Here is a 26534-nt window from a genome sequence, read left to right as displayed (position 1 = left end):
GAGAATCGGGCGCTGATTACAATGATAATCATTGCTATTCATGTCCTTCCCTCCCTTGAGTGCACACCTTGAAGTCATCCTGTCCGCGTGCCCGCCGTAACACCCTGATCAAACGCCTGTTGCCGACACTGTCCTGCTGCCTGGTCGCCAGCCCGCTGTGGGCACAGGAGGCGGTCGAACTGCCGACCACCGATATCCAGGCCGATCGCCTCAGCCAGGACACCGGCTACACCACCTCGCAAGCCAGCACGGCGAGCAAAAGCAATGTGCCGATCAAGGAGGAGGCACAGTCGATCAACGTGGTGACCCAGCAGACCCTGGCCGACTATCAGGTGCGCTCGCTGAACGACGCCATGAAGTTCGTCAGCGGCGTCAGCCAGGGCAACACCCTGGGCGGTTCCCGGGACTCGCTGGTCAAGCGCGGTTTCGGCACCAACGACGACGGCTCGATCCTGCGCGATGGCGTGCGTTCCAACCTGGGGCAGAACTTCAGCGCCACCACCGAGCGGGTCGAAGTGCTCAAGGGCCCGGCGTCGATGCTCTATGGCGCGCTGGAGCCGGGCGGGCTGATCAACATCATCAGCAAGCAGCCGCAATACACCCAGAGCACCACGCTCAGCGGCTCGGCCTACAGCGAAGGCGGCGGCACCATGGCCCTGGACACCACCGGGCCGCTGGGCGATACCGGCCTGGCCTACCGCCTGATCGCCGAGCGCGGCCATGAGGACTACTGGCGCAACTACGGGGTCAACGAGCACACCCTGGTGGCGCCGTCGCTGACCTGGACCGGCGAGCGCTCCAGCCTGACCCTGAACTACGAATACAACGACTACTCCAGCCCCTTCGACCGCGGCACCGTGTTCACCAACGGGCATCCGGCGGACATCGACTACGACAAGCGCCTGGACGAACGCTGGGCGAAAAGCGTCGGCATCCGCGAAGTGGCCAGCGCGCGCTTCGAGTACCAGCTGAGCGATGACTGGAAAACCCGTGTCACCTACGGCTGGAACAACGACCGCTACAGCCTGTCGATCGCCCAGCCCAACAGCCTGACCGGCAACACCCTGCGCCGGGCTGCCAACGGCGCCCACTACGACGACGAAACCCGCTACGCCAGCTGGGACTTCATCGGCCAGCAGGAGCTGTTCGGCCAGCGCCATGACCTGCTGGTGGGCGTCGACAGCGAGCACTCCGACCAATACCGCGGCAAGACCTACCGCAACATCGCCCAGGGTGGTTTCAACATCACCTCGCCGGTCTACGGCAAGCTGGCCGAGCCGAGCCTGGTCAGCGCCACGCAAAGCAACCTGCGCAACCAGCTGACCTCGAGCTCGGTGTACTTCAAGGACAACTGGCATTTAAGTGAACAGTGGATCCTGGTGTTCGGCGGTCGCCAGCAGCATTACGACCAGTACAGCGACCAGGGCCTGGGCCGCAGCTACAAGGTCAATCGCGACAGCAATGGCGACACCTTCGTGCCGTTCCTCGGCCTGGTGTTCAAGGCCACCGACAGCCTGTCGCTGTACGGCAACTACAGCCGTTCGTTCAAGCCCAACACCGATGTCGACGATGCCGGCAAGACCTTCGATCCGGAAGAGGGCCGCAGCTACGAGGTGGGGGCCAAGTACGATCCGCTGCCGGGCCTGAACATCAACCTGGCGCTGTACGACATCGAGAAGAAGAATGTGGTGACCACCACCACGGTCAATGGCGTGAGCCTCTCGGAAGCCGCCGGCAAGGTCGGTTCCCAGGGCGTGGAACTGGACGTCACCGGGCGTATCGCCGAGCGCTGGGACCTGATCGGCACCTACGCCTACAACCACACGGAAATCCTCGACGACCCGAGCAACGAAGGTCACCGCCTGGCCAACGCCCCCAAGCACACCGCCAGCCTGTACCTGAGCCACCACCTCAACGTGCCCGCGGAATTCGGCGCCTGGCATGCGGGCGGCGGTGCCCGTTATGTCGGCGAGCGCGCAGCCAACAACGCCAACGATTTCTGGCTCAGCAGCTATACCGTGGCCGATGCCTTCGTGCGCTGGGAATCGCCGCTGTTCGGTTATAAAACCAGTTTGCAGTTCAATGTCGACAACCTGTTCGACAAGCAGTACTACCCGTCGTCCACCGGCAGCCAGCTGCAGGTCAACGTCGGCGAACCACGCACCGCACGCCTGAGCGCCAGCGTGACCTTCTGACAATATCCGGACCGCTGCGCGTCGCCCTATCGGGTGGCGTGTCGGCGGGATCCGTCTCGCCGCGGTCGCTCTTCCCCCCACCCATTCCGCCCTTCATGGCATTCCCGCCAATCTCCCGACTTTGCCCACCCGCGACCCGATTCCCCGTGGCCCGGCGTCAAGAAAGCCCTGGTCATGTCGATAGTTGAAAAGGCGAACTTGGCTATTTGCCACTATCGTTGCTGACTGAACCGCTCGCCGAAAGCGGTCACTCCGTTTTGCCCTCTGCCGTTTTTCTTCCCGTCACGTACATGGAGTAAGAGTGCATGGCTTTCCCCCCGCGTTTTCTCGAGCATTACCGCAAAGCCGACCGCATCATGATGGGCCTGATCTGGCTGATGTTCGCCTATGCGCTGGGCCTGGCGTTCTGGCACGACACCTTCACCCAGGCGCTGCTGGTGGGCGGTGGCACCACCCTGGTGCTGAGCCTGCTGTACCGCGCCATCAGCGGCACGCGCCTGATGCGCTGCTGCATCGCCATCGGCTTCATGCTCATGGCGGCGCTGCATATCAACCAGGCCAAGGGCTTGATCGAAGCGCACTTCGGCATTTTCGTGCTGCTGGCGGTGCTGACCTTCTATCGCGACTGGCTGCCGATTCTGCTGGCGGCGGTGACCATCGCCCTGCATCACGTGGTGTTTCATGTGCTGCAGCACCAGGGCTTTCCGGTCTATGTCATGGCCCATCACGGCGGTTTCGGCATGGTGGCGGTGCACGCCTTCTACGTGGTGGTGGAGACGGTGATCCTGCTGTACCTGGCGCTGCACAGCCATGCCGACGCGGTGGAGAGCCAGGACATGCTGGACAAGATGCTCGCCGCCACCTCCCAGCTGACCGTCGAGGTTCATCAGGGCGAGAGCGGCAAGGTGCATGTGTCGCTGGCCCAGCGTTTCGACCACTTCATGCAGCAGATCACCGCGCTGGTGGATGGCGTGGTGCGTGACACCCATGGCCTGCGCGAACTGGGCCAGGACCTGGCGAAAACCAGCCAGACCCTGGAGCAGGGCGCCCAGCACCAGTTGACGGAAATCACCCAGATGACCGGCTCCATGCAGCGCATGGGCGATGCCATGGGCGACATCGCCGTGCACGTCGAGCAGGCGGTCGAGCGCGCCGGCCAGGCCAGCGCGCAAATCAGCCGCGGCCAGCAAAGCGTCGATCGCGCCCAGGCGGAAATCACCCAGTTGGCGTCACGCATCAACGGCACCAACGAGACCGTGCAACGCCTGGCGGGGCAAGCGGAACAGATCGGCAACGTGCTGGAGGTGATCGGCAGCATCGCCGCCCAGACCAACCTGCTGGCCCTCAACGCCGCCATCGAGGCCGCCCGCGCCGGCGAGCAGGGCCGCGGTTTCGCCGTGGTCGCCGATGAGGTGCGCAATCTGGCCCAGCGCACCGCGCTGTCCACCCAGGAAATCAAGACCATCATCGAAGCCCTGCAACAGGGCAGCCGCCAGGCCGCCGAAGCCATGCACGACAGCCACGAAGGCGCCCAGCGCTGCGTCGAAGACAGCCGCCAGGCCTCCGCGATGTTCCAGGCCGTCGGCGCCGACATCTCGCATATCGACCAACTCAACGGCCGCATCGTCAGCACCACCCGCGAACAATCCAGCGCCAGCCTTGACATCGTCGGCCGCCTGCACTCGGTCCAGGCCATCGCCCAGAACACCGCCGACGACATGGGCAGCCTGGCCCTGAGCAGCCAGCGCCTGCCACCGATTGCGATCCGCCTGGAGGCGTTGGGGCAGACGTTTCATAAGTAACGGGGGAGGGGCGCCTGCTTGCCGATAGGCCGCGGGCGCCATCACTGCTGCTGGTCCGCAGGCCCTGACCGGAATCCGGACTACAGGTCATTCAGACCGGTCAGCGTCAATCTCAGAGTTCTCCAAGTTTCCAGGAACCACCCGATTCGCCAAGTTAGGAGGCCTCGCACCCGGCATAGCCAGGGCGAGGTTTTCTGGGGGAATGGGGAGCAACATGGATGAGTGGCTACGTCGCCAATAACCCGAAGGGCTATCGCAACAAGGGTATCGAACCGGTCGATCTGGGGGCCCAGCGTTGGGCTGAGTACAAGGATCTTCCAGCGAAAGCAGAAACCAAACTGGCTAACGCTGGATGCACCTTTACCAAACCCTGCAAGCTGGCTGACGGGGTTATCAACTACGCCAGCTCTTTCATCCCCACTGAGGCCGTCAAGGAGTACGGCGAGTTTGCGTTGTTGGGTGGGCGTGAAACCGATGCGGCGGGAAACCTCAGGCTCGGAAGGATCAGTGGAAGTGTGCCTCCCGCGTTAGGTGGGCTCATGCTCGGCGCCAATGCACTGGTGCCTGTTGGTGCGTCGTGCGGTGGTCTTTGCGGCACGGCCGCCAGCGGTGCCTTCACTTCTGGTGTGGTTGCGGGAGGCCTGCTCGGTGTTATCGCCATGCTCGTGCCGTCGAGCCTGGGCGATAGCGCTTTGTATACGGAGGAACAGCTCAAGTCGCTCAAAGAAGGCCGGACCCGGGTTCGACTGCATATCGAAGAGCAAGCCGATGGCACGCTCAAGGGTTATGGCTACAACACCGAGAAGCGCCGCGATTGGGAAATGATCCCCGTGGTCCGGTTTCAGGCCCGGGATCAGCTGCAGGTGGCCGACTTCGGCGATGGCGTCACCCTGATCTGGACGCCAGCGGTCGACCCCTCCAGCACCTCGGGTATCCCGCCGTTAGAGGCCGCACCGCAAGCGCCCCCCATCTGGATTTATCCGCCCACCGAACAGGCGGATACCATCATCGTCAATCCGCTCTATCCGCCGCAGTACCAGGACTTCATTCTGGTGTTCCCGCCTGGTTCGGGAGTACAGCCGCTCTATATTGTAATGAATGTCCGGTTCAATCCGGGCGTTGTTACTGGCGAGGGTAAAGATGCCATGGGCATCTGGCTTGCCGGTGCTGGTATTGGGCTGGGATCACCTGTACCTGCAGTGATTGCCACGCAACTGCGCGGGAAAAGTTTCGGCAGCTTCAATAGCTTCAGGCGAGCCCTGTGGAAAGCTATCGCCAATTGTCCTGAGTTTGCAGGGCAGTTCACAGACAACAATATCGACCGGATGCGAGCGGGCAGTGCACCAAAGGCACGCTACAGGGACAGGGCAGGAAAGCGCGGATCATTTGAGCTGCACCACCTTGATCATATTGCCAAGGGTGGAAGCCTCTATGATGTCGACAACCTGAGTGTCGTTACCCCGAAACATCACATCGACATTCACCGAAAAGGATGACGTTTATCAATGAAGAACAGCATCACTGACTTTACCGAAGACGAATTTGTCAGCTATCTGAAAGAACTGCTCGCTGCTAACAAGACCGCAACCGACGATGTGCTTGACGATCTTCTAGAGGAATTCTGCGAGATTACCGGTCACCCAGGCGGCACCGATTTGATTTACTACCCGGAGGACGGTTCAAAGGGAACCGCCGAAGACATCACGCGAGTTGTGAAGGTGTGGCGTGCGGCGAATGGGTTACCGGGATTCAAGCAGTGATGATCAAAAGAGAGGGCGAGTGTCTGATATCACATTCATCAAAAGTGAGACCTCCAAAAATCTTGCTCAAGGTTAGCTGCCATGTCTTTAGATAAGGCTCGGATCGAGCACTACACAGAGTGTGAGTTCCTACAGCTGATCAATGAGTTCTTCAGTGAAACCAACGACCTTGAAGGTCCCCAACTCGAAAAGTATCTGAGTACGCTGGCCGATCATTTTGAGAAAGTCACCGGGCATCCGGCGGGTTATGGACTCATTTACTACCCGGATCAAAACGGTATTGAAGACAGTCCTGAGGCGGTATTGAGTGAGGTGAAAGCGTGGCGGGCCGCGAACGGTTTGCCGGGCTTCAAGGCGTGATGCCCCACCTTGTTGAGCACCAGACAGAACCGATAAAAAGCCCCGCTTATGCGGGGCTTTTTCATGGCCGGGAACGGGTCAGCCGGGAGGCAGGCTGGCGCGTATGTGGCTGACGCGTTGTTTCACGTCTTTCCAGGGCGCCTGGCTTGCCAGGTCCTGGCGCAGGAAGGTCAGCAGGTCGGCGATCTGCTGGTCGTCGAGGCTGTGGCGGAACGCGGGCATGTAGCCCAGTTCCGGGTTGGCCGGTTGGGCGATGCCTTCGAGGATCACGCGGATGGCGTTGTCGGGGTTGTCAGCGTAGAGGTTGCTGTTGAGGGCCAGGGAGGGGCGCACGCCGGTCAGGGTCGGGCCTTTTTCCTGGGCGTGGCAGGCCATGCAGGCCCCCGAGAACAGCCGGGCGCCGGGGGAGCCGAGGGGCTCGGTGCGTTGCTCGGCCTGGTGGTTCAGGGTGTCGGCGCTGCCTTGCGGGGCGCTGGCCGGTTGCAGGCTGGACAGGTAATGGGCGATGGCCTGCAGGTCGGCCTCCGGCAGTTGCGCCAGGCCTTCGTGGATCACCGGCGCCATCGGGCCGGCGGCGACGCCGTGGCGCGGGCTGTAGCCGTGGCGCAGGAAGTCCAGCAGGTCCTGCTCGGTCCAGGCCAGCGGCGCCTTGCCGCCGGCCAGGGCATGGGCGCTCCAGTCTTCGGCAACACCGCCGCTCAGGTGGTGCCGGCCGCCGCGTTCGCCAAACAGCGGATCGCGGGGCGAGTGGCAGGCGCTGCAATGTCCCAGGCCCTCGCTCAGGTAGGCGCCACGGTTCCACAGGGCGCTGCGCCCGGGCTCGTCGGCCATGGCGCCGGGCCTGAGGTAGAGCCAGTTCCAGGCGAGGATGCCCGGGCGGATATTGAAGGGGAAATGCAGGTCGGTCTGCGGTGGCTGGTGGCGGACCGGCGGCTGGCTCATCAGGTAGGCGTAGAGCGCCTTGAGGTCCTCGTCGCGGGTCTTGGTGAAGGCGGTGTAGGGAAACGCCGGGTACAGGTAACGCCCGTTGCGGTCGATGCCGTGGCGCATGGCGCGCTCGAAGGCCGGATAGGACCAGCTGCCGATCCCGGTCTCCGGATCGGGGGTGATGTTAGTGCTGTACAGGGTGCCGAACGGGATGCGCATGGCCAGGCCGCCAGCGTTGCGCGCCCCGCCCGGCGCGGTATGGCAGACCGCGCAATCGCCCAGGGCCGCGAGTTGCTCGCCCTTGGCAACTTGCGCATGGCTGAAGTACTGGGTGTCGTGATTGTCCAGCGGCGCGATCGCCGGCTGCCAACTGATGAACACGCCCGCGGTGACGGCCAGGCTCAAGGCGGCCAGGCTCCAGCCGACGAGGGTCTTGAGTTTGCTCATGGGTGGGCCTCCTGGCCAGGGTGGTCAGCGTCGGGGGCTTGCTGCAAGGCTTGCAACAGACTTTCCGGGGTAAAGGGCACTTGCCGCAGGCGCACGCCGACCGCGTCGAAAATCGCGTTGGCAATGGCCGCGGCGCTGGGTACCGAGGCCGACTCGCCGGCGCCCATGGAGGGTTCTTCCGGGCGGTCGAGCAGTTGCACATCCACTTCGGGCAACTCGTCGAAGCGCAGGATCGGATAGCCGCCCCATTCCAGGGAAGTGCTGCCGCAAGGGTCGAAGCTGACGTATTCCTTGAGCACCCGGCTGCACGACTGGACGATATTGCCGTGCACCTGGTGACGGACGCCGGCCGGGTTGACCATGCGCCCGCAGTCGTGGCTGACGAAGATCTTGTCCAGGCGGATCTGCCCGGTGCGCCGGTTGACGCTCAGGTCGCAGACCCACGCGGCCCAGGCGGCACCGAAGCCTGGGAACTTGCTGTGGAAATACCGGGCATAGGCAAACCCCCGACCCTTGACCCATTCCTGCGACGGCGGCGCCGGGTGGCGGTGGGCGCTACCGTCCTGCCAGCCGGCCTGCTTTTTCAGCGCCTCGATCAGCGCCAGGGCGCGCGGGTCGTCCAGGTAGCGCAGGCGGAAGGCGATCGGGTCCTGCTGGGCGATGTAGGCCAGTTCGTCGATCCAGGATTCATGGGCGAAGACATTGGGCAGCGCGGAAACCCCGCGCATCCACGAGGCGCGGACGATCGGCGCGGCGTCCTGGCAGACGATGCGCATCTGCGGGAAGCGGTATTGCGGGATCGCCGTGCGGTCTCCCATCTGCTGGATGTCGGGGCGGTTGGCGACGGTGCCGGTGAGCAGCAGCGCCAGGGTCCGGGCGTTGTTCGAGGGGTAGCAGGTTTTCAATTCGTAGGCGGCCACTTCGCGTTTGCCGTCCAGGCCACCGCGGACTTGCATCAGCTGCGCGGTGCCCTTGGGTTCCCAACCGGCCTCCTGCTCGCGCATCAGTTGCACCCGTACCGGCCGCCCGACTGCCTGGGAGAGCAGGGCGGCGTCGGCGGCCACATCGTCGGCACAGTTGCGTCCGTAACAGCCCGAGGCTTCCATGCGATTGATCTGCACCTGTTGCGGTGTACGCCCCAGCAGCAGAGCGATGTCCTTGCGCAGGTCATGGGGGTTCTGGCTGCCGGTCCAGACCTCGGCGCGTTCGGCGTCGATCATCGCCACCGCGCAGGACGGGCCGATGGAGGCATGCTGGTGGTAAGGCCAGACATAGTCAACATTGAGCGGGCTGTTGAGCGTGCCCAGGCTGCTGTCGATGTCGGGATCGTCGCGCAGCACGCGGTCCTGCTTGGGATGGGCCAGGAGCGTCTTGTGCAGCGCATCTTGCCGCAGGTCGGGCAGCGCATCCCAGGTTTTCCACTGGACCTTGAGCTGGCGCATGGCGTCGATGGCCTGCTCCTCGCGCTCGGCGACGATGCCGACAAAGTCACCGATCACCACGAGTTTGACGATGCCCGGCAAATGCGCGATGGACGCCACATCCACCGCGATCAGCGCATGGCCCAAGGGCGCGCTGGCATCGGCGCCGGGGTAGGGCGGGCGTACCACGCGACCGTGGAGCATGCCGTCCAGGCGCAGGTCGTGGACATAGGTCAACTGGCCGCTGACCTTGGCCGGGATGTCCACGCGCGGGGTGGACTGGCCGACATAACGACCGGCACCGACGGCCTTGAGTTTGACGTGTGGGTCCAGGGGCAGGTGCAGGTCCTGTCCGCGGGCCAGTTCGGCGTAGCTCAGGCGTCGTTTGGGGCTCGCGCTGGCGTAGATCTGCCCTCGTTCAACCCGCAACCCGGCAATCGGTTGGTCGAGGATTTCCGCCGCGCCTTCCAGCAGCCACTGGCGCAGCTGGGCGGCGGCCTGGCGCAGGGGCAGGGCGCTGACCTGCAGGGTCGCGCTGGCGATGGTCGGGCCCTGGTCCGGGGTGCTGGCGGTGTCGCCGAGAATCATCCGCACCTGCTCGAAGTCGACATCCAGCTCGTCGGCGACGATCTGCGCCAGCGCCGTGCGCACCCCGGTGCCGAGGTCGACATGACCGCAGAACGCGGTCACGTGGCCGTCGGCGCCCAGGGCGATAAAGCTGTCGACATGGTCCGGCGTCGGGTCCGTTGGCAACGGGGTCGTAGTACGGGTTTCGGCCATGGCCAGCAGCGGTTTGGGCAGCAGGGTGCTGATCATGATCAGGCCGCCGGCCTGGAGCAGGCGGCGACGGGTCAACGGCAGGTCGTTCATGGTCGACCCCGCTCTGCCAGCAGCTGACGGGCCCTGGCCGCGGCTTGCAGGATCTCGAAGTGCGCGCCGCAGCGGCAGAGGTTGTAGGCCAGCTCGTTCTTGATCCGTTGCTCGTCGGCCTCGGGCTCGCGCTCGAACAGCGCCACCAGGGTCATGATCATGCCGTTGCTGCAATAGCCGCATTGCGCGGCCTGCTCATCGATGAACGCCTGTTGCACCGGGTGCAGGCGCTCTTCCTGCGCCAGGCCCTCCAGGGTGGTGACCTGTTTGTCCTGCACGCTGGACAGCGGCAGGGTGCAGGAGCGGGCGGCGACACCGTCCACCAGCACCGTGCAGGCGCCGCATTGCCCCAGGCCGCAGCCGTACTTGGGGCCATTGAGGCCCAAGTCGTTGCGCAGGGCATACAGCAGAGGTGTGTCTGGCGGCAGCTGATCCAGTAAAAGGTGGCGGCCGTTGAGGATAAAAGTCATGGCAGCTTGGGTCCTGTGAGTGAGTGGCGTGGCGCGTTGAGCACGCGACAGCGGTCAGGGCAGGTATGAGCCGGCAACGTGTCCCGGTCAGGGACTGGACAACAAGGTTGCGCTCAGGTGCTGGGCAGATTTGCGGGGGCGAAGCATGCGGGGTTTGAGGTGGTCGATAAATAAGACGATTCTGGTTTTTTGTAGGCCGAAGCCAGGGGGTGATTCGGCTTTATCTGATCCGATGCCTGAGAAAATGATGGCTAGTAGCCATAATTGTCGCTTGTGACAGCCTTGGCCACGGCGTAGGATGCGCGCCCTGATCAGCCTGGCTGAACCGTTTTACCCGAATGCGACATGGATTGTTATGACTCACTCCCCCCGTTTTTTCTCGCCATTGCTCATCCTGGCACTGGTGACGATCCCGGCTTTCGCCGATCCAGGTGCCCAGCGCGCCGAGCTGCTGCAGGTTTACCGCCAGGCCGTCGAGCATGACGCCCAGCTGTCCGCGGCGCGCCACGAGTACCAGGCCCAGCGCGAAAGCATCCCCCAGGCCCGGGCCGGGTTACTGCCCACGCTCAATGCCGGCAGCACCGTGGAATCGGTGCGTCTGGAGCGGGACGAGCCGGGCCTGACCCGCACGCGCAGCACCACGGTGTTCCAGGCCAATCTCAACCAGCCGCTGTTCCGTGCCGATCGCTGGTTTCAATTGGAAGCCGCCCACGCCAGCACCGCCCAGGCCGAACTTGAATTGGGCGCGAAGGAGCAGGGGCTGGTGCTGACCACGGCCCAGGCCTATTTCGAAACCTTGCGCGCCCTGGACCTGCTCGCCGCCTCCAAGGCCGAGGAAGCGGCGCTCGAGCGTCAGCAGCAACAGGCCCAGGCCCGCCTGGAGAATGGCGCCTCGAGCATCACCGATGTGCTCGACGCCCAGGCCGCCCATGACAACGCCGGCGCCAATCGCAAACTCGCCGAGCGCAAGGTCGACGATGCCTTCGAGGCCTTGTCCCGCTTGACCCGCCAGGACTATTCGACGATCGAGGGTATTCAGCATCAACTGCCGGTGGAACTGCCGGTGCCCAACGATGCCAACGAATGGGTCAGCCGCGCGGTGCGCCAGAACCTGGCGTTGCAAGCCAGCAGCTACGCGGTGATTGCCGCCGAACAGACCAACCGCCAGCGCAAGGCCGGTTATGCGCCGACCGTCGATGCGGTGGCGTCCTGGCGCAAAGGTGAAAACGACAGCTTCGGCTACAGCAACCCCACCGACTTCGGGCGGGATGGCTATCGAGGCAATGTCACGCAAAGCAGCATCGGCCTGGAGTTGAATATTCCGCTGTACTCCGGCGGCATGACCCGTTCCCAGGTGCGCGAAGCGACCGAGCGGCTGGCCCAGAGTGAAGACGAGCGCGAGGACCGCCGCCGCGAAGTGGTGCAGAACACGCGCAATTTCTACCGCGCGGTGAATTCCGATATCGAGCAGGTCATTGCCCGCCGGCAGACGATTCGTTCCGGCCAGGCTTCGGTCAAGGCCAACCAGGTCGGGCGCGACCTGGGCTCGCGCAACACCGCGGATGTGCTCAATGCCCAGCGCCAGCTGTACAGCGCGGTGCGTGAGTACAACAACGCGCGCTACGACTACATCATCGACACCCTCAAGCTCAAGCAGGCGGCGGGAACCCTGAGCCCGAAAGACCTGAGCGACCTGGCGATGTACCTGACGAAAGACTACGACGCCGACCGGGATTTCCTGCCACCGCAGGAGCGCAAGGCGCTCTGACGAGGGATTCATACAATCGAGTGAAATAAATCTCAATCGATGATGTCGTATTGATACTAATTATTTCATTCTTGATGTAACATCTTGAAATATTAGGACTTTACGGCCGCAACGCGGCATGCATGGAAGCTTATGAGCGAACAAGGAAGGGGCGCCGAGTCGCCCACGCCAGACACTGGCCTGGTCTGTCTGGTGATGCTGGCCCGGTTTCATTCGGTGGCGGCATCCGCCGAGCAATTGGCCCACGAGTTCGCTCCAGAGAACCAGCCGTTCACCCAGCGCGAACTGCTGCTCGCCGCGCGCAAGCTGGGGCTCAAGGCCAAGTCGGTCAGCACTTCAATCGCTCGCCTGGAGCGCACGCCGTTGCCGGCGATCGCGGTCGATGGCGACGGCACATTCTTCATCATTGCCAAGCTCGACCAAGGCCAGGCGCTGATCCAGGACCCGCGTTCGGACCGGCCTGAAGTCATCTCCTTCGAGGCCCTGGCCGCGCGCTGGACCGGCGAGCTGGTGCTGCTGCGCTCCGAGGCCGGGTTGCCGGGGGAAACCTCGCGGTTCGACTTCACCTGGTTCATTCCCGCCATCGTCAAATACCGCAAGTTGCTCGGCGAAGTGCTGCTGGTGTCCTTTGCCCTGCAGCTGTTTGCCCTGGTGACGCCGTTGTTTTTCCAGGTGGTGATGGACAAGGTGCTGGTGCACCACGGGCTGACCACCCTGGATGTCATCGCCGCGGGGTTGCTGGGCATCATGCTGTTCGAATCGGCCTTGAGCGGTTTGCGCAGCTACGTGTTCGCCCATACCGCCAGCCGGATCGACGTGGAACTGGGCTCGCGCCTGTTCCGTCATCTGATCAACCTGCCGCTGGCGTATTTCCAGGCGCGCCGGGTCGGCGATTCGGTGGCCAGGGTGCGCGAGCTGGAGAACATCCGCAGCTTCCTGACCGGCAACGCCATTACCTTGTTGCTGGACGTGCTGTTCTCGCTGGTGTTCATCCTGGTGATGTTCTACTACAGCGGCTGGCTGACCCTGGTGGTGCTGTTGTCGCTGCCCCTGTACGTGCTGGTCTCGCTGTTTGTCACCCCGCTGTTGCGCGCCCGCTTGCAGGACAGTTTCACCCGCGGCGCGGAGAACCAGGCGTTCCTGGTGGAGACGGTGAACGGCATCGACACAGTGAAATCCATGGCCGTCGAGCCCCAGGCGATCCGCAAGTGGGACAACCAGATGGCCGCTTATGTGGCGGCCGGGTTCAAGACCCAGACCTTGTCCACCATCGCCAACGAAAGTGTGTCGCTGATCGGCAAGCTGGTTACGGTGGCGACCCTCTGGCTGGGCGCGCGGCTGGTGATCGACGGGCAGCTTTCGGTGGGCGAACTGATCGCCTTCAACATGCTGGCCGGTCGGGTCAGCGGCCCGATCATGCGCCTGGCGCAGTTGTGGACCAGCTTCCAGCAGACCGGCGTTTCCGTACAGCGCCTGGGCGATATCCTCAACACCCGCACCGAGCTGTCCCAGGCCACCCGCAGCGCCTTGCCGCCCCTCAGGGGGCAGATCGAATTCGACCAGGTGCATTTCCGTTATCGCGCCGACGGTTCGGAGATCCTGCGCGGGATCAACCTGCAGATCGCCGCCGGCGAAGTGATCGGCGTGGTGGGGCGTTCCGGCTCGGGTAAAAGCACGCTGACCCGCCTGCTCCAGCGCCTGTACGTGCCCGAGCGTGGACGGGTGCTGGTGGACGGCATGGACCTGGCGCTGGCGGACGTTTCCTCCCTGCGGCGGCAGATTGGCGTGGTGTTGCAGGACAACATGCTGTTCAACCGCAGCATCCGGGAAAACATCGCCCTGAGCGATCCGGGCGCGCCGCTGGAAACGGTGATGCATGCCGCCAGCATGGCCGGGGCCCACGAGTTCATCCTGGAACTGCCCGAAGGCTACGACACCATGGTCGGGGAGCATGGCACCTCGCTGTCCGGCGGCCAGCGGCAACGCATCGCCATCGCCCGGGCCCTGATCGGCAACCCGCGGATCCTGATTTTCGACGAGGCCACCAGTGCGCTGGACTACGAGTCCGAACGGATCATCCAGCAGAACATGCAAAGCATCTGCGCCGGGCGCACGGTGATCATCATTGCTCACCGGTTGTCGGCGGTACGCGATGCCAATCGCATCCTGGTGGTCGACCGCGGGCAGATCGTCGAGCAGGGCAACCATGCCGAACTGCTGGCGCACCAGGCCGGCCACTATTCGCGCCTGCACCGTATGCAGCAGGGCTGAGCGCCGCCCGATTCACAGGTTATTTGTTCGGCCGCCGCCCCCGCCGCAGGGGGCGGGGCTGGATGCCATCCGGATTCAAGGACCGATTGCCCATGAGCGCCACTCCTTCGTTATTGCAGCGCTACCGCGACGCCTGGCAACACGCCTGGCGCCAGCGCAAAAGCATGGACAGCGTGCAGCGCCTGCCCCATGAGGCGCAGTTCCTGCCCGCCGCCCTGGAGTTGCAGGACACCCCCGTGCACCCGGCGCCGCGGATCTTTGTCTGGAGCATCCTCGGTTTTGCCGTGCTGGCCCTGCTGTGGGCCTGTCTCGGCAAGATCGAAGTGGTGGCGGTGGCGCCGGGCAAGATCGTGCCCAATGGCAAGACCAAGCTGATTCAATCCAGCGAAACCGCCGTGGTCAGGGCGATCCATGTCAGTGACGGCCAGGCGGTGAAAGTCGGCGAGCTGCTGGTGGAACTCGACCCGACGGCGGCGGATGCCGACGTCAGGCGGATTCAGAACGAGCTGCTGGCGGCCCGGGTCGACAGCGCCCGTGGCGCGGCGATGCTCGATGCGATCAACCAGCAACAGCCGCCGGCATCGCTGATCGGCGCGATTGCCAATGCCAACCCGGAGCAGGTGCTCAGCGCCCAGCGCTGGTTGCAGGGGCAGTATCAGGAATACCGCAGCAACCTGGAGCTGGTGGACGCGGAAATCCTCCAGCGCAGCGCCGAAATCCAGTCCGCCCAGGCCCAGGTGGCCAGCCTGCGGCAAACCGTGCCGATCGCCACGCAATTGGCCGAGGACTACCGGCGGCTGCTGGAGCAACAGTACGTAGCGCGCCACGAGTACCTGGAAAAGGAACAGGCGCGCCTCGACCTGCTGCGCCAGTTGAGCGTGCAGCAGGCCAGTGTCTTGCAGTCCACCGCGGCCCAGGCTGAGGCGCGGCGCCGGCGCGAAGGCGTGGTCGCGCAGAACCGCCGGGCCATGCTCGACCTGCAACAGGAAGCCAACCAGAAAGCCGCAAGCCTGGTCCAGGAACTGGCCAAGGCCCGTTACCAGGAAACCCTGACCAGCCTCAAGGCCCCGGTGGACGGCACCGTCCAGCAACTGGCGATCCACACTGTCGGCGGCGTGGTCACCCCGGCCCAGCCGCTGATGGTCATAGTCCCCGCCGACCAACCGGTGGAAGTGGAAGCGATGCTGGAAAACAAGGACGTGGGTTTCGTCCGCGCCGGCCAGCCGGTCACGGTCAAGGTGGAAACCTTCACCTTCACCAAATACGGCACCGTCGACGGCGAAGTGCTCAGCGTCTCGAACGACGCCATCGAAGATGAAAAACGCGGGCTGATCTACAGCAGCCGCATTCGCCTGAAGTCCGACCACCTGCTGGTCAACGGCCAACGCGTGGCGCTGTCGCCGGGCATGTCGATCACCGCGGAAGTGAAGACCGACCAGCGCCGGGTGATCGACTACTTCCTGAGTCCGTTGCAACAGCATGTGGATGAGAGTTTGCGGGAACGCTAGGGCTGTTGAAGTGAAGTTCCCAGCGTATCGCCAGGCATCAATGATTCTTTCAACGTGGAGGGAGTAACCGGTATGGCCAGATCCACAAGCCGAAGCCTGTACTGGCTCGGGGCGGGAGCGGCAGTTGCGCTGCTTGTGTACTACTTGCTGCCCACCACGCAAGACAGTCCCTATATGAAACTTCATTCAACCGGGGATGGCAGTGGTTTTACCGGGTGCGAGTTTTCACCCATCAAGCAGGACCTGCCTGCCTTTCGATTCTCCATGAGCCCACAGGCCTGTCGCCTGGTGCGTTATGACGGCAGCAGCGGCATTGAATTCACCCTCGAGTATCCAACGGCAGAGGTGGTCAGCGACGACGCCAAGGGCAGCCGTTACCCGATAGCCTTGTTTATCGAACGCATTTCCATGGAAGGCTTCGACGCCGACAGGCACCTGCGCGGGAAGCACCCCGTGGCGCTGGCGGACGGGGTCGAGCGTTATGAGGTCGGTGGTTTTCAGGAGCGCAAGTTCACAGGGAAAGACGGTGTCTCGGTGTATGTCTCGGACTACCTGGCGACGGTCCGGGCGAACCGCCTGTATGGCAGTGGATTATGGGTTTTCTACCAATACCCAAAGGAACTTACGGATGTAAGGGCTGTGGATGAGTTTGCCCTGAGTGTTCTTGATAAGGTAATTGCTGAGTAAATTGTGAAATAAAGGGGGGCTAACCCCAGAAAAAAGTTTAAAGCGGCGGTGGTTGGGGTCCATGCAAAAAAAAAGAGAGGGAAGAGATGGCTGCTTTTAAGAGATTATTATTTAAAGCGTTAATTTTTGTATGGCAGCTACTTCGAGTTTTTGTTGCGATTTTCCTGTTGGTAGGGCTTTGCTATTACATTTTTTTCGTAATGTTTTCTCCGAAGGTTTTAGAAAGTGTGGAGCCAGTGTCGGTGCAGTCTATATGTGGTCGCCTTTCAGGGCGGGCAATAGTAGTGCCTCGTAACTATGTTGTTTTTTGGGCCGAGTATGAAGGCGAGAGCTCTTGGGATAAAAATACCTTTCATAGTCAAAAAACTTGTGATGCAAATATGACTTCCTTGCCTATGGTCGTGTCCTGGCCAGATTTTCTACCCGCGAACCAGTCTAAGTACTTTAGTGAGGGACTGAGGTTTGATGGCTTGGAAATTGTAGTCTCGCCTATTAAGTACAAGGACTTTGATTTGAGGTCACGACTTGCTGCCTTTCTTGGGGCTGCAGAAGGAAAAGAAATCGAAGGTGCTACTTATATTGAGGAGTTAGGGCTCTATTTTGTTAAGCGCAAAGACAGAACCTTTCCAGAAATTCTGAATGGTTATTATTGGAGTGAAGAGGGCGGAGAGATTCAAGCAGTGTTTGAATGCCTCGGTGATCAGGCAGGGGAAGGTTTTTATAATTGTCGGGGAGAGTTTGTCTTTAGTCAGCTTGATGCACACATGAAGGTTGGATTCACACCGGAAAAGTTAAAGGCCTGGAAACGTATCGTAAGTTTAACGGAAGAATTTGTTCTGTCTAAAGTAGAGAAATAGGGAGAGTCTTTGTGCCGCAAGGATTAACGGTTGTAGATTTGGATTATGCGAAAGCACTGTTGAGTTCGGCGGGGCCCGGCGCAATGTATGATTACCTGGCGGTCAGAGGGTATAAGTATGCTGTGCTTGCTAACGGAGTTGCAAAGGGGGACTCTATAGCAGGGGAAGTGGCAATCAATTTCATGAAGACAACAGCGGCAGATGCAGGCCATGTTATGTCTGAAGACGATGTGAATCGGATTCGTAGGCAAATGGCTAGCGAATACGTCAGCACATTGAGTGACAAGCTGGACGCCAAAGGTATTGTTTCCGCAGATATAACTTATGAAGAAGCTTGGGGGTTTCATCGTAAGGTTTTTGATAATAACGGGCTGTCAGTCGACGCTTGGACATTGAATTCTGTATTTGAAGTTTTGGGTGAAAATAGCCGGGCAGTTTACTGGGGTAATGTTTTGGACTTTGCCGGCAGTCCTGGATGGGAGCTTGCGCTTTCTTACGAGACAGACAAGCTTATGGCGTTAGCTGCTCGTATAGGTACTGCTGAAACCAAGCAAATAGCAATGAACTGGATTAACCGGGTCGACTCTCCTTCGGGAGACTGGACCGTTGTTACTAGTTTGACATCTCAAGTTTACAAATGGGTTCGTGGACTGATAGTTGACGAGGCCCCCGATATGTCGGTCCCTAATCTTATTAATATCGACATTAATCCCTCGCCCCAACCCCAACAACACATCCAGGGCGAAAGCAAAGCCCAGCAGGACGTCGCCAACGGCTTCATTCAGAACTCGGCGACCAACAGCATCTTTGCCGTCGGCGGCATTCTCAGCAAAACCGATTTCACCTCGACCCAGATGGCCAGCCTGGCCTCGGGTGGCATTCGCCCGGGCGAAATGCAGCTCGACCCCAATGCGCGTCCCAACACCTACCTGACCCAGTTCTACCAGCCGTCCAGCCCCAATAAGCCGGACTTCAGCCTGCGTAATGCGGTAACGCTGAACGGCCTGTCGGCCATGACCACCTTCAACACCTACGTTGACCCGTTGCTACTGGACCTGACCGGCAACGGCGTGCACATGACCGACATCCGTGACGGCGTGCTGTTCGACACCGACCACAGTGGCACGCTCAAGCGCAGCGGCTGGGCGGATCGCAGCACCGGTATGCTGGTGATCGACGATGGCAGCGGCCAGATCAAGGACGTCAGCCAGATGTTCTCCGAGTACTACGGCGGCAAGGCCGGGGTGAACGGCGCGGCGGGCGAGGCGAAATTCAAGGACGGTTTCGCGGCACTGGCCAGCGAGGACGCGAACAAGGATGGCGTGATCGATCAGCGCGATCCGATCTGGAGCAAGCTGCGGGTCTGGGTCGACGGCACCCATGATGCGAAAGTCGATGCCGGCGAACTCAAGACCCTGGCCGAGCTGGGCATCACCCAGATCAACGTGCGGGCTGCGGCGTCCACTCAAACCGAAGTGCGTGACGGCAACCGGGTGCTCGCCACCGGTTCGTTCACCATCAATGGCAAGAACCAGGAAGCGCTGGCGGTGGATTTCCTCGGTGACCCGGTCAGCAACACCCTGACTGCCCTGGGCGCGGGTACCAAGGTGACCTCGACCACCAATGGCATCACCACCACCGCCTATGCCAGCCAGAGCACCACCGGCGAAACCCTGGACGCGGCGCAGCTGGGCGTGGGCAACTTGTATGGCGGCAGCGGCAACGACACGCTGATTGCCGCGCCGGCCGGTGGCTGGCTGGTGGGTGGCGGCGGCAGCAACACCTATGTCGGTGGCAAGGGCGACGACGTCTTTGTGATCAGCGCCTCGGACGATCCGAAAAATATCCACGGCAATGGCGGCCACGACACGGCGATCATCGTTGGCGACAAAGGCGTGGTGCTGAACATGGCCCAGGCCGGCCTGACCATTGCCCAGGGCGGCAGCGGCGACGACACGATCATGAGCGGCGGCACCGGCAGTGCCTTCATCAAGGGCGGCTCCGGCAATTCGACCCTGGTGGGCGGGGCGGGCAGCGACGTGCTGGTCGGTGGCAGCGGCCACAACACCATCATCGGCGGCAGCGGCAAGGCGGTGATCTACGCCGGGCCCCAAGGCGACGTGATCTACGCCGCCGAAGGCGGCAGCATCATTCACGCCGGTGGCGGCGCCGACCGGATTTTCGGCGGCGCCGGCAATGACGTGATCGAAGTCGGCCATGGCAACGCGACCATCGACGGCGACGGCGGGATCAACCTGGTGACGCTGCATGGTAACCATGGCGATTACCGCATCACCCGCACTGCCAGCGGCTATGAAGTGGCTGACAAGGTGGCTGGGCGCGACGGCACGGTGACCCTGAAAAACATCCAGAAGCTGAATTTCTCGGATATCTCGGCGGTCGACCTGCAGACCCCCAACGCCATGCCGGTGGCCGACGTGCTGACCCTCGACAAGGACGGCAAGGCCTTCAACCGGACCCAGGCCCACCTGATTTCCGCGCAGAGCCTGCTGGCCAACGATCAACACCTCAACAGCCAGGGCGCGCTGCGCATTGCCAATGTCGGCGACGCGGTCGGCGGCACCGTCAGCCTCACCGCCCAGGGCGACGTGCTCTTCACTCCGGATGCGCGCTACACCGGCCTGCTCAGCTTCAAGTACGGCGTGGTCGATGCCGCCGGCAACCTGTCGGCCTCGGTGGTGGACCTGAGCAGCGGGCAGACCGCGCCGATGCGCGCCGGGGTGACCTTGCTGACCCCGGAAGTGCCGCTGGACCCATTGGCGGCCCAGGAGTGGTACCTGAGCGACACCAACGTGCTGCCGGTCTGGAAGGACTACACCGGCAAGGGCGTACGCATCGGCCAGTTCGAGCCGGGCGGCCAGTTCGCCACCGCGCCCGAGATCTTCGACATCGCCCACCCGGACCTGGCCGCCAACGTCGATAAGGCCTGGCTGCAGACCCAACAGAGCAACGGCAGCTTGCCGGGCCTGGTGTCCAACCACGCCACCATGGTGGCGGGGGTGATGGTCGCGGCCAAGAATGGCGCGGGCGGGGTAGGGGTGGCCTATGGCGCGACGCTGGGCGGCTACTATCTGGCCAACAGCGGCGCCGACCTCGCCGGGCTGGGGCACATGGTCAGCTTCGACATCGCCAACAACAGTTGGGGCTTCACCAACGATTTCGCCCTCAGCAGCTTCCAGGACGGCTTCGTCAACACCGCCACGGCGCTGAGCATGAATGCCCAGTACGCCGCGAGTAACGGTCGTGGCGGCCTGGGTACGATCATTGTCGCGGCCGGCGGCAACAGCCGCGCAACCGGCGGCAATGCCCAGGGCTCCTTGACCAACAACAACCGCTTCTCGGTGGAAGTCGGCGCGATCAATGCCCAGGGCGACTTGTCGACCCTGCAGATCGGCTCCTCGCCGTTCTCCAACCCGGGCGCCAGCCTGCTGGTGTCGGCGCCGGGCAGCAACGTGGTGTCCACCAGCCATATGCTGGAAACCGATCGTGGCTCGACCTTCGGCAACGACTACACCAGCATGCAGGGCACCAGCTTCGCCGCGCCGATCGTCTCCGGCATCGTCGCGCTGATGCTCGAGGCCAACCCGAACCTGGGCTATCGCGACGTGCAGCAGATCCTCGCGCTGTCCGCGCGCAAGATCAACGACCCATCCACCCAATGGAGCGACAACGCCGCCCACGGCTGGAACGGCGGCGGCATGCACACCAGCAACGACTACGGCTTCGGCGAAGTCGACGCGCGGGCCGCGGTGCGCCTGTCCGAAGCCTGGATGACCCAGAGCACCGGGGCCAACGAGTATGTCTACAGCGCCTCCAGCGGTGCCCTGGGCAAGAGCCTGGCGGCGGGGGGCACGCTGACTTCGTCGATCGCCATGAATGCCGGCCTCAATGTGGAACACGTCGAGATTGACTTCGACGCCCAGGTGGGCCGCCTTGGCGACCTGACGCTCAAGCTGATCTCGCCCGACGGCACCCAGAGCATCCTGCTCAACCGCCAAGGCAAGGTGCCGGACGGCATGCCCGGCGCGAGTGCCAGCGATGTCGGCAGCACGCAGTCGGGGTCGTTCAAATACACTTTCATGACCACCCATGACTTTGGCGAGCGCTCGACGGGCAACTGGACCTTGCAGGTAAGCGATGCGGCTTCCGGCCAGCCGGTCACGCTCAATGCCTGGTCGCTGCGTTTGTACGGCAGCAAGAGCACCCCGGACGATACCTATTTCTACACCGACGAATACCTCAAGTCGGTGGTCGGGCATGCCAACCGTGCAGTCCTGGACGACGCGGTCAATGGTGTCGCGGGCGGGCGCAATACCCTCAACGCGGCGGCCGTTTCCGGGGATAGCTCGGTCAACCTGTTGACCGGTGTCGCCAGCATCGGCGGCGCGGCGTTGACGGTGAAAAATCCTGCGAGCATTCAGAACATCGTCACCGGCGACGGCAACGATGTGCTGGTCGCTGGCAAGGCCGATGCCTTGCTCGACGGCGGGCGTGGCAACAACAGCCTGACGGGCGGGGCGGGCAAGGACTTCTTCGTGGTCCACCGCCGGGAGGGTGGCAGCGATGTCATCAGCAACTTCGAGGCCGCCCGTGGCGAGATCATCGACCTGGTGGGCTTTGCCGGGAAGAAGTTCAGCGACCTGGTGCTCAGCCAGCAAGGCGCGGACGTCAAGATCGACCTGGCCAAGGGCCAGAGCATCGTCCTGAAGAACCAGCTGCTGGCCGGGATCGGCGCGGCGAACTTCAAGTTCCAGGACACCTTTGTCGCCCCGACGGCCTACGTCAACAGCGACGCCTCGGCGGTCCAGCCGCAGGAAGGCCTGGGCACCGTGCTGCTCAACGGCGGCGCTAAGGGCGTGATGTACAGCAGCGACGCCCAGGGCAAGATGGTGGCTTCGTTGAGCGGCACCATCTACAGCCATGACAGCGCGACTTCGGATGTGTTCGTGGTGGCGGCCCAGTCGGGCGTCAAGGACTACAACAACGCCCTGCGCGGCTTCCGCCACGGGATCGACAAGATCGACCTGCGCCAGACCGGGGTGACCGATTTCAGCCAACTGACCATCGAGCACAAGAATCGCGCCACCCTCAACGGCCTGACGCAGATTCATGGGGTGTACGTGACACGTAACGGCGCCCAGGGCGCTGCCTCGAACGTCAACCTGGTCTACCTGGATGCGTTAGATGTAGCGCAGGTCAGTGCTTCGGACTTCATCTTCGCCGAGCATGCGCCGCAGGTGGTGCCGACCGTTGGCCCGGTGCCTGCGGTAACCGAGCAGCCGACGGTGACTGTGCCGGGTACGCTGACGCCGATTGTCGAGCGCCCTGGCGTGGACAAACCTACGGTGGTGTCGCCGCTGCCGCCGGTCGATCTGCACCCGACGGTCAGCGTTCCGGTGGTCGACCCAGTGTTGCGACCTACGGTCACGATCCCGGACATCACCCTGCCGGAACACAAGACGATCGATCAGATCCTTGCCGAACGCGGTATCGACCTGAACCCGAAGGTGCCGGAGCACAAGACCGTCGACCAGATCCTGGCCGAGCGTGGCGGCAACCAGGGGCCAACGGTTCCCGAGCATAAGACCCTCGAGCAGATTCTCGCCGAGCGCGGCATAGGTTCGCTGGAGCCTTCGAAGGTGCCGGATATCGGGCCGGTCGGGCGTGATCAAGTGGGACGTACCCCGGTGGACGTGCCGAGCCCAAGGCCGATCGTGATTCCCGATATCCCGGTGGTCGATATCGCACACCGCGACCTGGATATTCCGAGTCGTCCGCGGGTTACCGTGCCGGATATCCCGGTGGTCCAGGACCCTCGGCTCAAGTTCGACGATATCCCTGGAGCGACCGATACCTCGGACTTCTCCTATGCGTCGATCCGCGACCGGATCCGCGTGCGCCCGACACCGACCACCGTGGAGCCGGTAACGAGCTCGTCGCGCGACCCGCTCACGCTGAGCCCGTTGCCGACGGTCGATCCCGCGCCCGTGGCCAGCGATCCCAACACCATGACGGTCAAGGGCTTCTTCGCCAATGTCAGCCTGGGCGACGAGAGCAAGACCATCAACGTCGAGGCTACGGGCGCCAAGCTGGTGGCCGGCAACGGTGACAACAAGGTCAACGTGACGGGCCGCCGGGCCGAGATCACCCTGGGCAATGGCAACAATGTGATTGCCGGCGACATCAACAAGCTCACGGTCGGCCATGGCAACAACAGCATCACCGACAGCGGCTCCTTCGCTACGGTGAAGCTGGGGGATGGCAACAACAAGGTGGTGGTCAGCGGCAGCATGCCCACCGTGGAAGTCGGGCACGGGGTCAACGACCTCGAGTTCAGCGGCAGCATGGGCCAGCTGGTGTTCGGCCAGGACATCAGCCCCGAGCGCTTGTGGTTCCAGCATGAAGGGCCGGACCTGCAGATCTCGGTGATCGGCAGCCAGCAGGAGGTCACGCTGCACAACTGGTACGCCGCAACCCCTGAGCGTCCACGGGACATCATGACCGGCGACCGTCATCGGTTGCTGGGCAACGATGTGGAAAACCTGGTCCAGGCCATGGCGGCGTTCGCGCCGGCAGCACCGGCGACCATGACCTTCGGCGCTGCCGAGCAACAGGCCTTGCAGCCTGTGCTGGCGGCCAACTGGACATGACCGCGCAAGCTTGATCCGGTAACAGGGCCCGCGATGCTTGTCGCGGGCTTGTGCCGCTCTCGTTCGGGAGCGGCATTTTTTTATCCCCCCTGATCCCCCCATTTCCCCATCGGACTTCGTCGGGCTTCCCGATAACCCCGTTGCTCAGCCGACGCGGGTGGCAGGACCTGTCCGAACATTTCATGTCAGGCACAGCTGAATACAGCTCTGTTGACGTCAGAGATAGTGGCCATTTAGTATCGCGGCACCTGAGTGATGTCAAAGCGCTATCGCAAGGAAGCTGAGAATTGTCTGTACTTAAAGTCGGGCTGTTGTTACTCGCTATCCTCCCTGCTATTTCGCTTGCCGCTCCGACGCCGGGCGAACAGGACCTGATCCGCGAACGCCAGGACCGCCTGCTCGAAGAGCAGCGCCGGCGCCTGGAAGAACTCAAGGACCTGCCCGGCAAAGAGGCGGCCCCCACCGCGCCAACCGCACCTGCCGACACCCGCTGCTTCCCGATCCAGGACATCGAACTCAAGGGCGCCGACAGCCTGTCCGCCGCCGAGCAGGCGCGCCTGCTCAAGCCCTATATCGGCCAATGCCTGGGCGTCAGCCAGCTCAACGAGTTGCTCAAGGTCATCACCGACTACTACCTCGAGAAGGGCCTGGTGACCAGCCGTGCCTACCTGCCGCAGCAGGACCTGTCCGGCGGACACCTGAAGGTGCTGGTGGTCGAGGGCCGGCTCGAAGGCTTGAAAGGCGCCGCCGACAGCCAGTTGTCCGAGCGTGAGCTGGCCATGGCCTTTCCCGGTCAGGTCGGCGCGCTGGTCAACCTGCGGGAAATCGAACAACTGGTGGACCAGCTCAACCGCCTGCCGTCGAACCAGGCGCAAATGGAGCTGGCCCCCGGCAAGGAGGTCGGTGGCAGCCAAGTGCTGGTCAAGAACACCGCGCAAAAGCCCTGGCGGGCCGGGCTGTCGCGCAGCAACGACGGCCAGCGCAGCACCGGCGAGCAGCAGTGGGGCACCACCTTCGACTGGGACAGCCCGCTGGGGCTGGCCGACCAGTTGATGTTGCGCGGTGGCCACGATGCCATGAGCGACCACCAGCACACCTCCAACAACGCCATGCTCTCTTACAACCTGCCCTGGGGCTGGTGGAACTTCAGTTACACCTACAGCCAGAGCGAGTACCGCTCCCAGGCCCAGGCCAATGGTTTCAGCTTCAAGCAGACCGGCGACAGCCAGAACCACCAGCTGCGCGCCGAGCGGGTGATCCTGCGTGATGCAGTGAGCAAGACCTCGCTGAATGCCGGGCTGGCCTACCTGCGCACCAACAACTTCATCGAAGACAGCAAGCTGGCCCTGAGCAGCAATCGCCTCAGCGAAGCCCAGTTCGGCATCAACCACGGCCGGCGCATCGGCGGTGCCTTCGTCAACCTCGACCTGGGCATGCAGCACGGCATCGGTGCCTTCGACGCCCAGGACAATGGCCACCCAGGGCCGGGCGAGCCGAATGCGCGCTACCGCAAATACACCGCCACCCTCAGTTACCTGCAGCCGTTCAAGCTGTGGGGCGAGTCGTTCAGCTTCAGCAGCCTGATGACCGGCCAGCGCAGCGAAGACGTGCTGTTCAGCCCGCAGCGCACCAGCCTGGGCGGGCAGTCGTCGATTCGCGGGTACAAGGATCAGTCGCTGTCCGGCGACAGCGGCGGTTACTGGCGCAACGACCTGCGCTGGAGCCGTCCGGTGACCCTCGGCTGGCTGCGCCCGGTGTTCGCCGAGTACGGCAGCAGCCTGGGCTACGACCAGGGTGTGATCCGTGGCGACCGCTACAACGGCGAGCAGCACGGGCGTCTGTCGAGCAACTCTCTGGAGCTGTTCGCCCGCGGCCAGCACCTGGCGACCAGCGTGACCTTCGCCCATTCCCTTGAACGCCCGGATGTCCTGAGCGAGCGCGAAGCGCCGATCTACTTCCGCCTGGATTTCCTCCTCTGATTCGCGTTTTTTCGAGACCTTCGACATGGATGTTCGCCAATTCGCTTTCCTGGCCCGCCAGCCTTCTGCTGCCCTGAAAACCCGCGAGCACTTCTGGGGCATGCCCAAGCGCGGCCTGGCGTTCATCCTGGCCAACGCCATGTTCTGGCAACCGCTGTGGGCCCAGGCGGAAGGCATCGTGGTCAGCGCGCCGGGCACCAGCCTGGGGCAGGCGGGCAACGGCGTGCCCATCGTCAATATCGCCACGCCCAATGGCAGCGGCCTGTCGCATAACCAGTTCCACGACTACAACGTCGGCCAGCAGGGTCTGATCCTCAACAACGCCACCGACCGCACGCAAAGCACCCAGCTGGGCGGGATCATCGTCGGCAACCCGAACCTCAAGGGCGTCGCCGCGCAAACCATCCTCAACGAAGTCAACGGTGGCAGCCCCAGCCAACTGCGCGGTTACACCGAAGTGGCGGGGCAGTCGGCCCATGTGATCGTCGCCAACCCCTATGGCATCAGCTGCAACGGCTGCGGCTTCATCAACACCCCGAAA

Annotated in this window: 16 protein-coding genes; 13 read left to right on the top strand and 3 right to left on the bottom strand. The window is 63.0% G+C overall.

All coding sequences use genetic code 11. The features are described from left to right. Positions 1-68 precede the first annotated feature (68 nt). The 5 genes from PVZ78_RS20610 (at position 69) to PVZ78_RS20590 (ending at position 6117) form a co-directional block, all read left to right on the top strand. A complete protein-coding gene (locus PVZ78_RS20610) occupies positions 69-2195 on the top strand; it encodes a TonB-dependent siderophore receptor (RefSeq protein WP_273829170.1) in 2127 nt (708 codons plus the stop codon). A 305-nt stretch (positions 2196-2500) separates the two neighbouring features. Next, positions 2501-3997 carry a methyl-accepting chemotaxis protein gene (locus PVZ78_RS20605; protein ID WP_124301887.1) on the top strand — a complete coding sequence of 499 codons (1497 nt, stop codon included), beginning with the start codon at positions 2501-2503 and terminating at the stop codon, positions 3995-3997. Between the two features lie 218 nt (positions 3998-4215). After that, positions 4216-5493 (top strand): S-type pyocin domain-containing protein, encoded by a 1278-nt coding sequence (locus PVZ78_RS20600; RefSeq protein ID WP_103331630.1) that lies wholly within the window; start codon positions 4216-4218, stop codon positions 5491-5493. A gap of 9 nt (positions 5494-5502) precedes the next feature. Beyond that, entirely contained in the window at positions 5503-5757 is a 255-nt protein-coding gene (locus PVZ78_RS20595) for a bacteriocin immunity protein (protein ID WP_103331631.1), read from the top strand. Positions 5758-5838: 81 nt separating this feature from the next. Then, complete coding sequence (locus PVZ78_RS20590) at positions 5839-6117, top strand: bacteriocin immunity protein (RefSeq protein ID WP_016702320.1); 279 nt, start codon at positions 5839-5841, stop codon at positions 6115-6117. 78 nt (positions 6118-6195) lie between these two features. Here the strand turns inward: PVZ78_RS20590 and PVZ78_RS20585 are convergent, their stop codons facing one another. The 3 genes from PVZ78_RS20585 to PVZ78_RS20575 are packed head-to-tail and all read right to left on the bottom strand — an operon-like array spanning position 6196 to position 10252. After that, positions 6196-7491 carry a cytochrome c gene (locus PVZ78_RS20585; RefSeq protein WP_273829169.1) on the bottom strand — a complete coding sequence of 432 codons (1296 nt, stop codon included), beginning with the start codon at positions 7489-7491 and terminating at the stop codon, positions 6196-6198. After that, positions 7488-9782 (bottom strand): xanthine dehydrogenase family protein molybdopterin-binding subunit, encoded by a 2295-nt coding sequence (locus PVZ78_RS20580; protein WP_273829168.1) that lies wholly within the window; start codon positions 9780-9782, stop codon positions 7488-7490. The genes PVZ78_RS20585 and PVZ78_RS20580 overlap by 4 nt, the downstream gene beginning before the upstream one ends. Further along, positions 9779-10252, bottom strand: a complete 474-nt coding sequence (locus tag PVZ78_RS20575) for a (2Fe-2S)-binding protein (RefSeq protein ID WP_009049901.1) — start codon at positions 10250-10252, stop codon at positions 9779-9781. Before PVZ78_RS20575 ends, PVZ78_RS20580 begins: the two co-directional genes overlap by 4 nt. 355 nt (positions 10253-10607) lie before the next feature. Between PVZ78_RS20575 and PVZ78_RS20570 the strand changes: the two genes are divergently transcribed. The 8 genes from PVZ78_RS20570 to PVZ78_RS20535 all read left to right on the top strand — a co-directional run. Then, positions 10608-12020, top strand: a complete 1413-nt coding sequence (locus tag PVZ78_RS20570) for a TolC family outer membrane protein (protein ID WP_036985205.1) — start codon at positions 10608-10610, stop codon at positions 12018-12020. Positions 12021-12152: 132 nt separating this feature from the next. Beyond that, positions 12153-14291, top strand: coding sequence for a type I secretion system permease/ATPase (locus PVZ78_RS20565; RefSeq protein WP_273829167.1), 2139 nt, complete (start codon positions 12153-12155; stop codon positions 14289-14291). Positions 14292-14383: 92 nt separating this feature from the next. Then, complete coding sequence (locus PVZ78_RS20560; RefSeq protein ID WP_273829166.1) at positions 14384-15799, top strand: HlyD family type I secretion periplasmic adaptor subunit; 1416 nt, start codon at positions 14384-14386, stop codon at positions 15797-15799. Positions 15800-15871: 72 nt separating this feature from the next. Next, a complete protein-coding gene (locus PVZ78_RS20555) occupies positions 15872-16486 on the top strand; it encodes a hypothetical protein (protein ID WP_273829165.1) in 615 nt (204 codons plus the stop codon). Positions 16487-16572: 86 nt separating this feature from the next. Beyond that, positions 16573-17343 carry a hypothetical protein gene (locus tag PVZ78_RS20550; RefSeq protein WP_273829164.1) on the top strand — a complete coding sequence of 257 codons (771 nt, stop codon included), beginning with the start codon at positions 16573-16575 and terminating at the stop codon, positions 17341-17343. A 674-nt stretch (positions 17344-18017) separates the two neighbouring features. Further along, complete coding sequence (locus PVZ78_RS20545) at positions 18018-24014, top strand: S8 family serine peptidase (protein ID WP_273829163.1); 5997 nt, start codon at positions 18018-18020, stop codon at positions 24012-24014. 287 nt (positions 24015-24301) lie between these two features. Further along, a complete protein-coding gene (locus PVZ78_RS20540) occupies positions 24302-25993 on the top strand; it encodes a ShlB/FhaC/HecB family hemolysin secretion/activation protein (protein ID WP_198919133.1) in 1692 nt (563 codons plus the stop codon). A gap of 25 nt (positions 25994-26018) precedes the next feature. Further along, the coding region (locus PVZ78_RS20535) for a filamentous hemagglutinin N-terminal domain-containing protein (RefSeq protein WP_273828635.1) at positions 26019-26534 on the top strand (516 nt) is incomplete at its 3' end.

The sequence above is a fragment of the Pseudomonas sp. SBT1-2 genome, assembly GCF_028640875.1.
Classification (GTDB): Bacteria; Pseudomonadota; Gammaproteobacteria; order Pseudomonadales; family Pseudomonadaceae; genus Aquipseudomonas; species Aquipseudomonas chlororaphis_I.
Note: the sequence above shows the minus strand (reverse complement) of the source record. Positions and strands in the feature narration are given on the sequence as shown.

What these genes read in the sequence shown, in the direction of transcription:
- PVZ78_RS20595 (WP_103331631.1), top strand. Translation starts at nt 5,503, where the DNA reads ATGAAGAACAGCATCACTGACTTTACCGAAGACGAATTTGTCAGCTAT.
- PVZ78_RS20605 (WP_124301887.1), top strand. Translation starts at nt 2,501, where the DNA reads ATGGCTTTCCCCCCGCGTTTTCTCGAGCATTACCGCAAAGCCGACCGC.
- PVZ78_RS20570 (WP_036985205.1), top strand. Translation starts at nt 10,608, where the DNA reads ATGACTCACTCCCCCCGTTTTTTCTCGCCATTGCTCATCCTGGCACTG.
- PVZ78_RS20580 (WP_273829168.1), bottom strand. Translation starts at nt 9,782, where the DNA reads ATGAACGACCTGCCGTTGACCCGTCGCCGCCTGCTCCAGGCCGGCGGC.
- PVZ78_RS20600 (WP_103331630.1), top strand. Translation starts at nt 4,216, where the DNA reads ATGAGTGGCTACGTCGCCAATAACCCGAAGGGCTATCGCAACAAGGGT.
- PVZ78_RS20565 (WP_273829167.1), top strand. Translation starts at nt 12,153, where the DNA reads ATGAGCGAACAAGGAAGGGGCGCCGAGTCGCCCACGCCAGACACTGGC.
- PVZ78_RS20575 (WP_009049901.1), bottom strand. Translation starts at nt 10,252, where the DNA reads ATGACTTTTATCCTCAACGGCCGCCACCTTTTACTGGATCAGCTGCCG.
- PVZ78_RS20545 (WP_273829163.1), top strand. Translation starts at nt 18,018, where the DNA reads ATGTCGGTCCCTAATCTTATTAATATCGACATTAATCCCTCGCCCCAA.
- PVZ78_RS20585 (WP_273829169.1), bottom strand. Translation starts at nt 7,491, where the DNA reads ATGAGCAAACTCAAGACCCTCGTCGGCTGGAGCCTGGCCGCCTTGAGC.
- PVZ78_RS20590 (WP_016702320.1), top strand. Translation starts at nt 5,839, where the DNA reads ATGTCTTTAGATAAGGCTCGGATCGAGCACTACACAGAGTGTGAGTTC.
- PVZ78_RS20550 (WP_273829164.1), top strand. Translation starts at nt 16,573, where the DNA reads ATGGCTGCTTTTAAGAGATTATTATTTAAAGCGTTAATTTTTGTATGG.
- PVZ78_RS20560 (WP_273829166.1), top strand. Translation starts at nt 14,384, where the DNA reads ATGAGCGCCACTCCTTCGTTATTGCAGCGCTACCGCGACGCCTGGCAA.
- PVZ78_RS20555 (WP_273829165.1), top strand. Translation starts at nt 15,872, where the DNA reads ATGGCCAGATCCACAAGCCGAAGCCTGTACTGGCTCGGGGCGGGAGCG.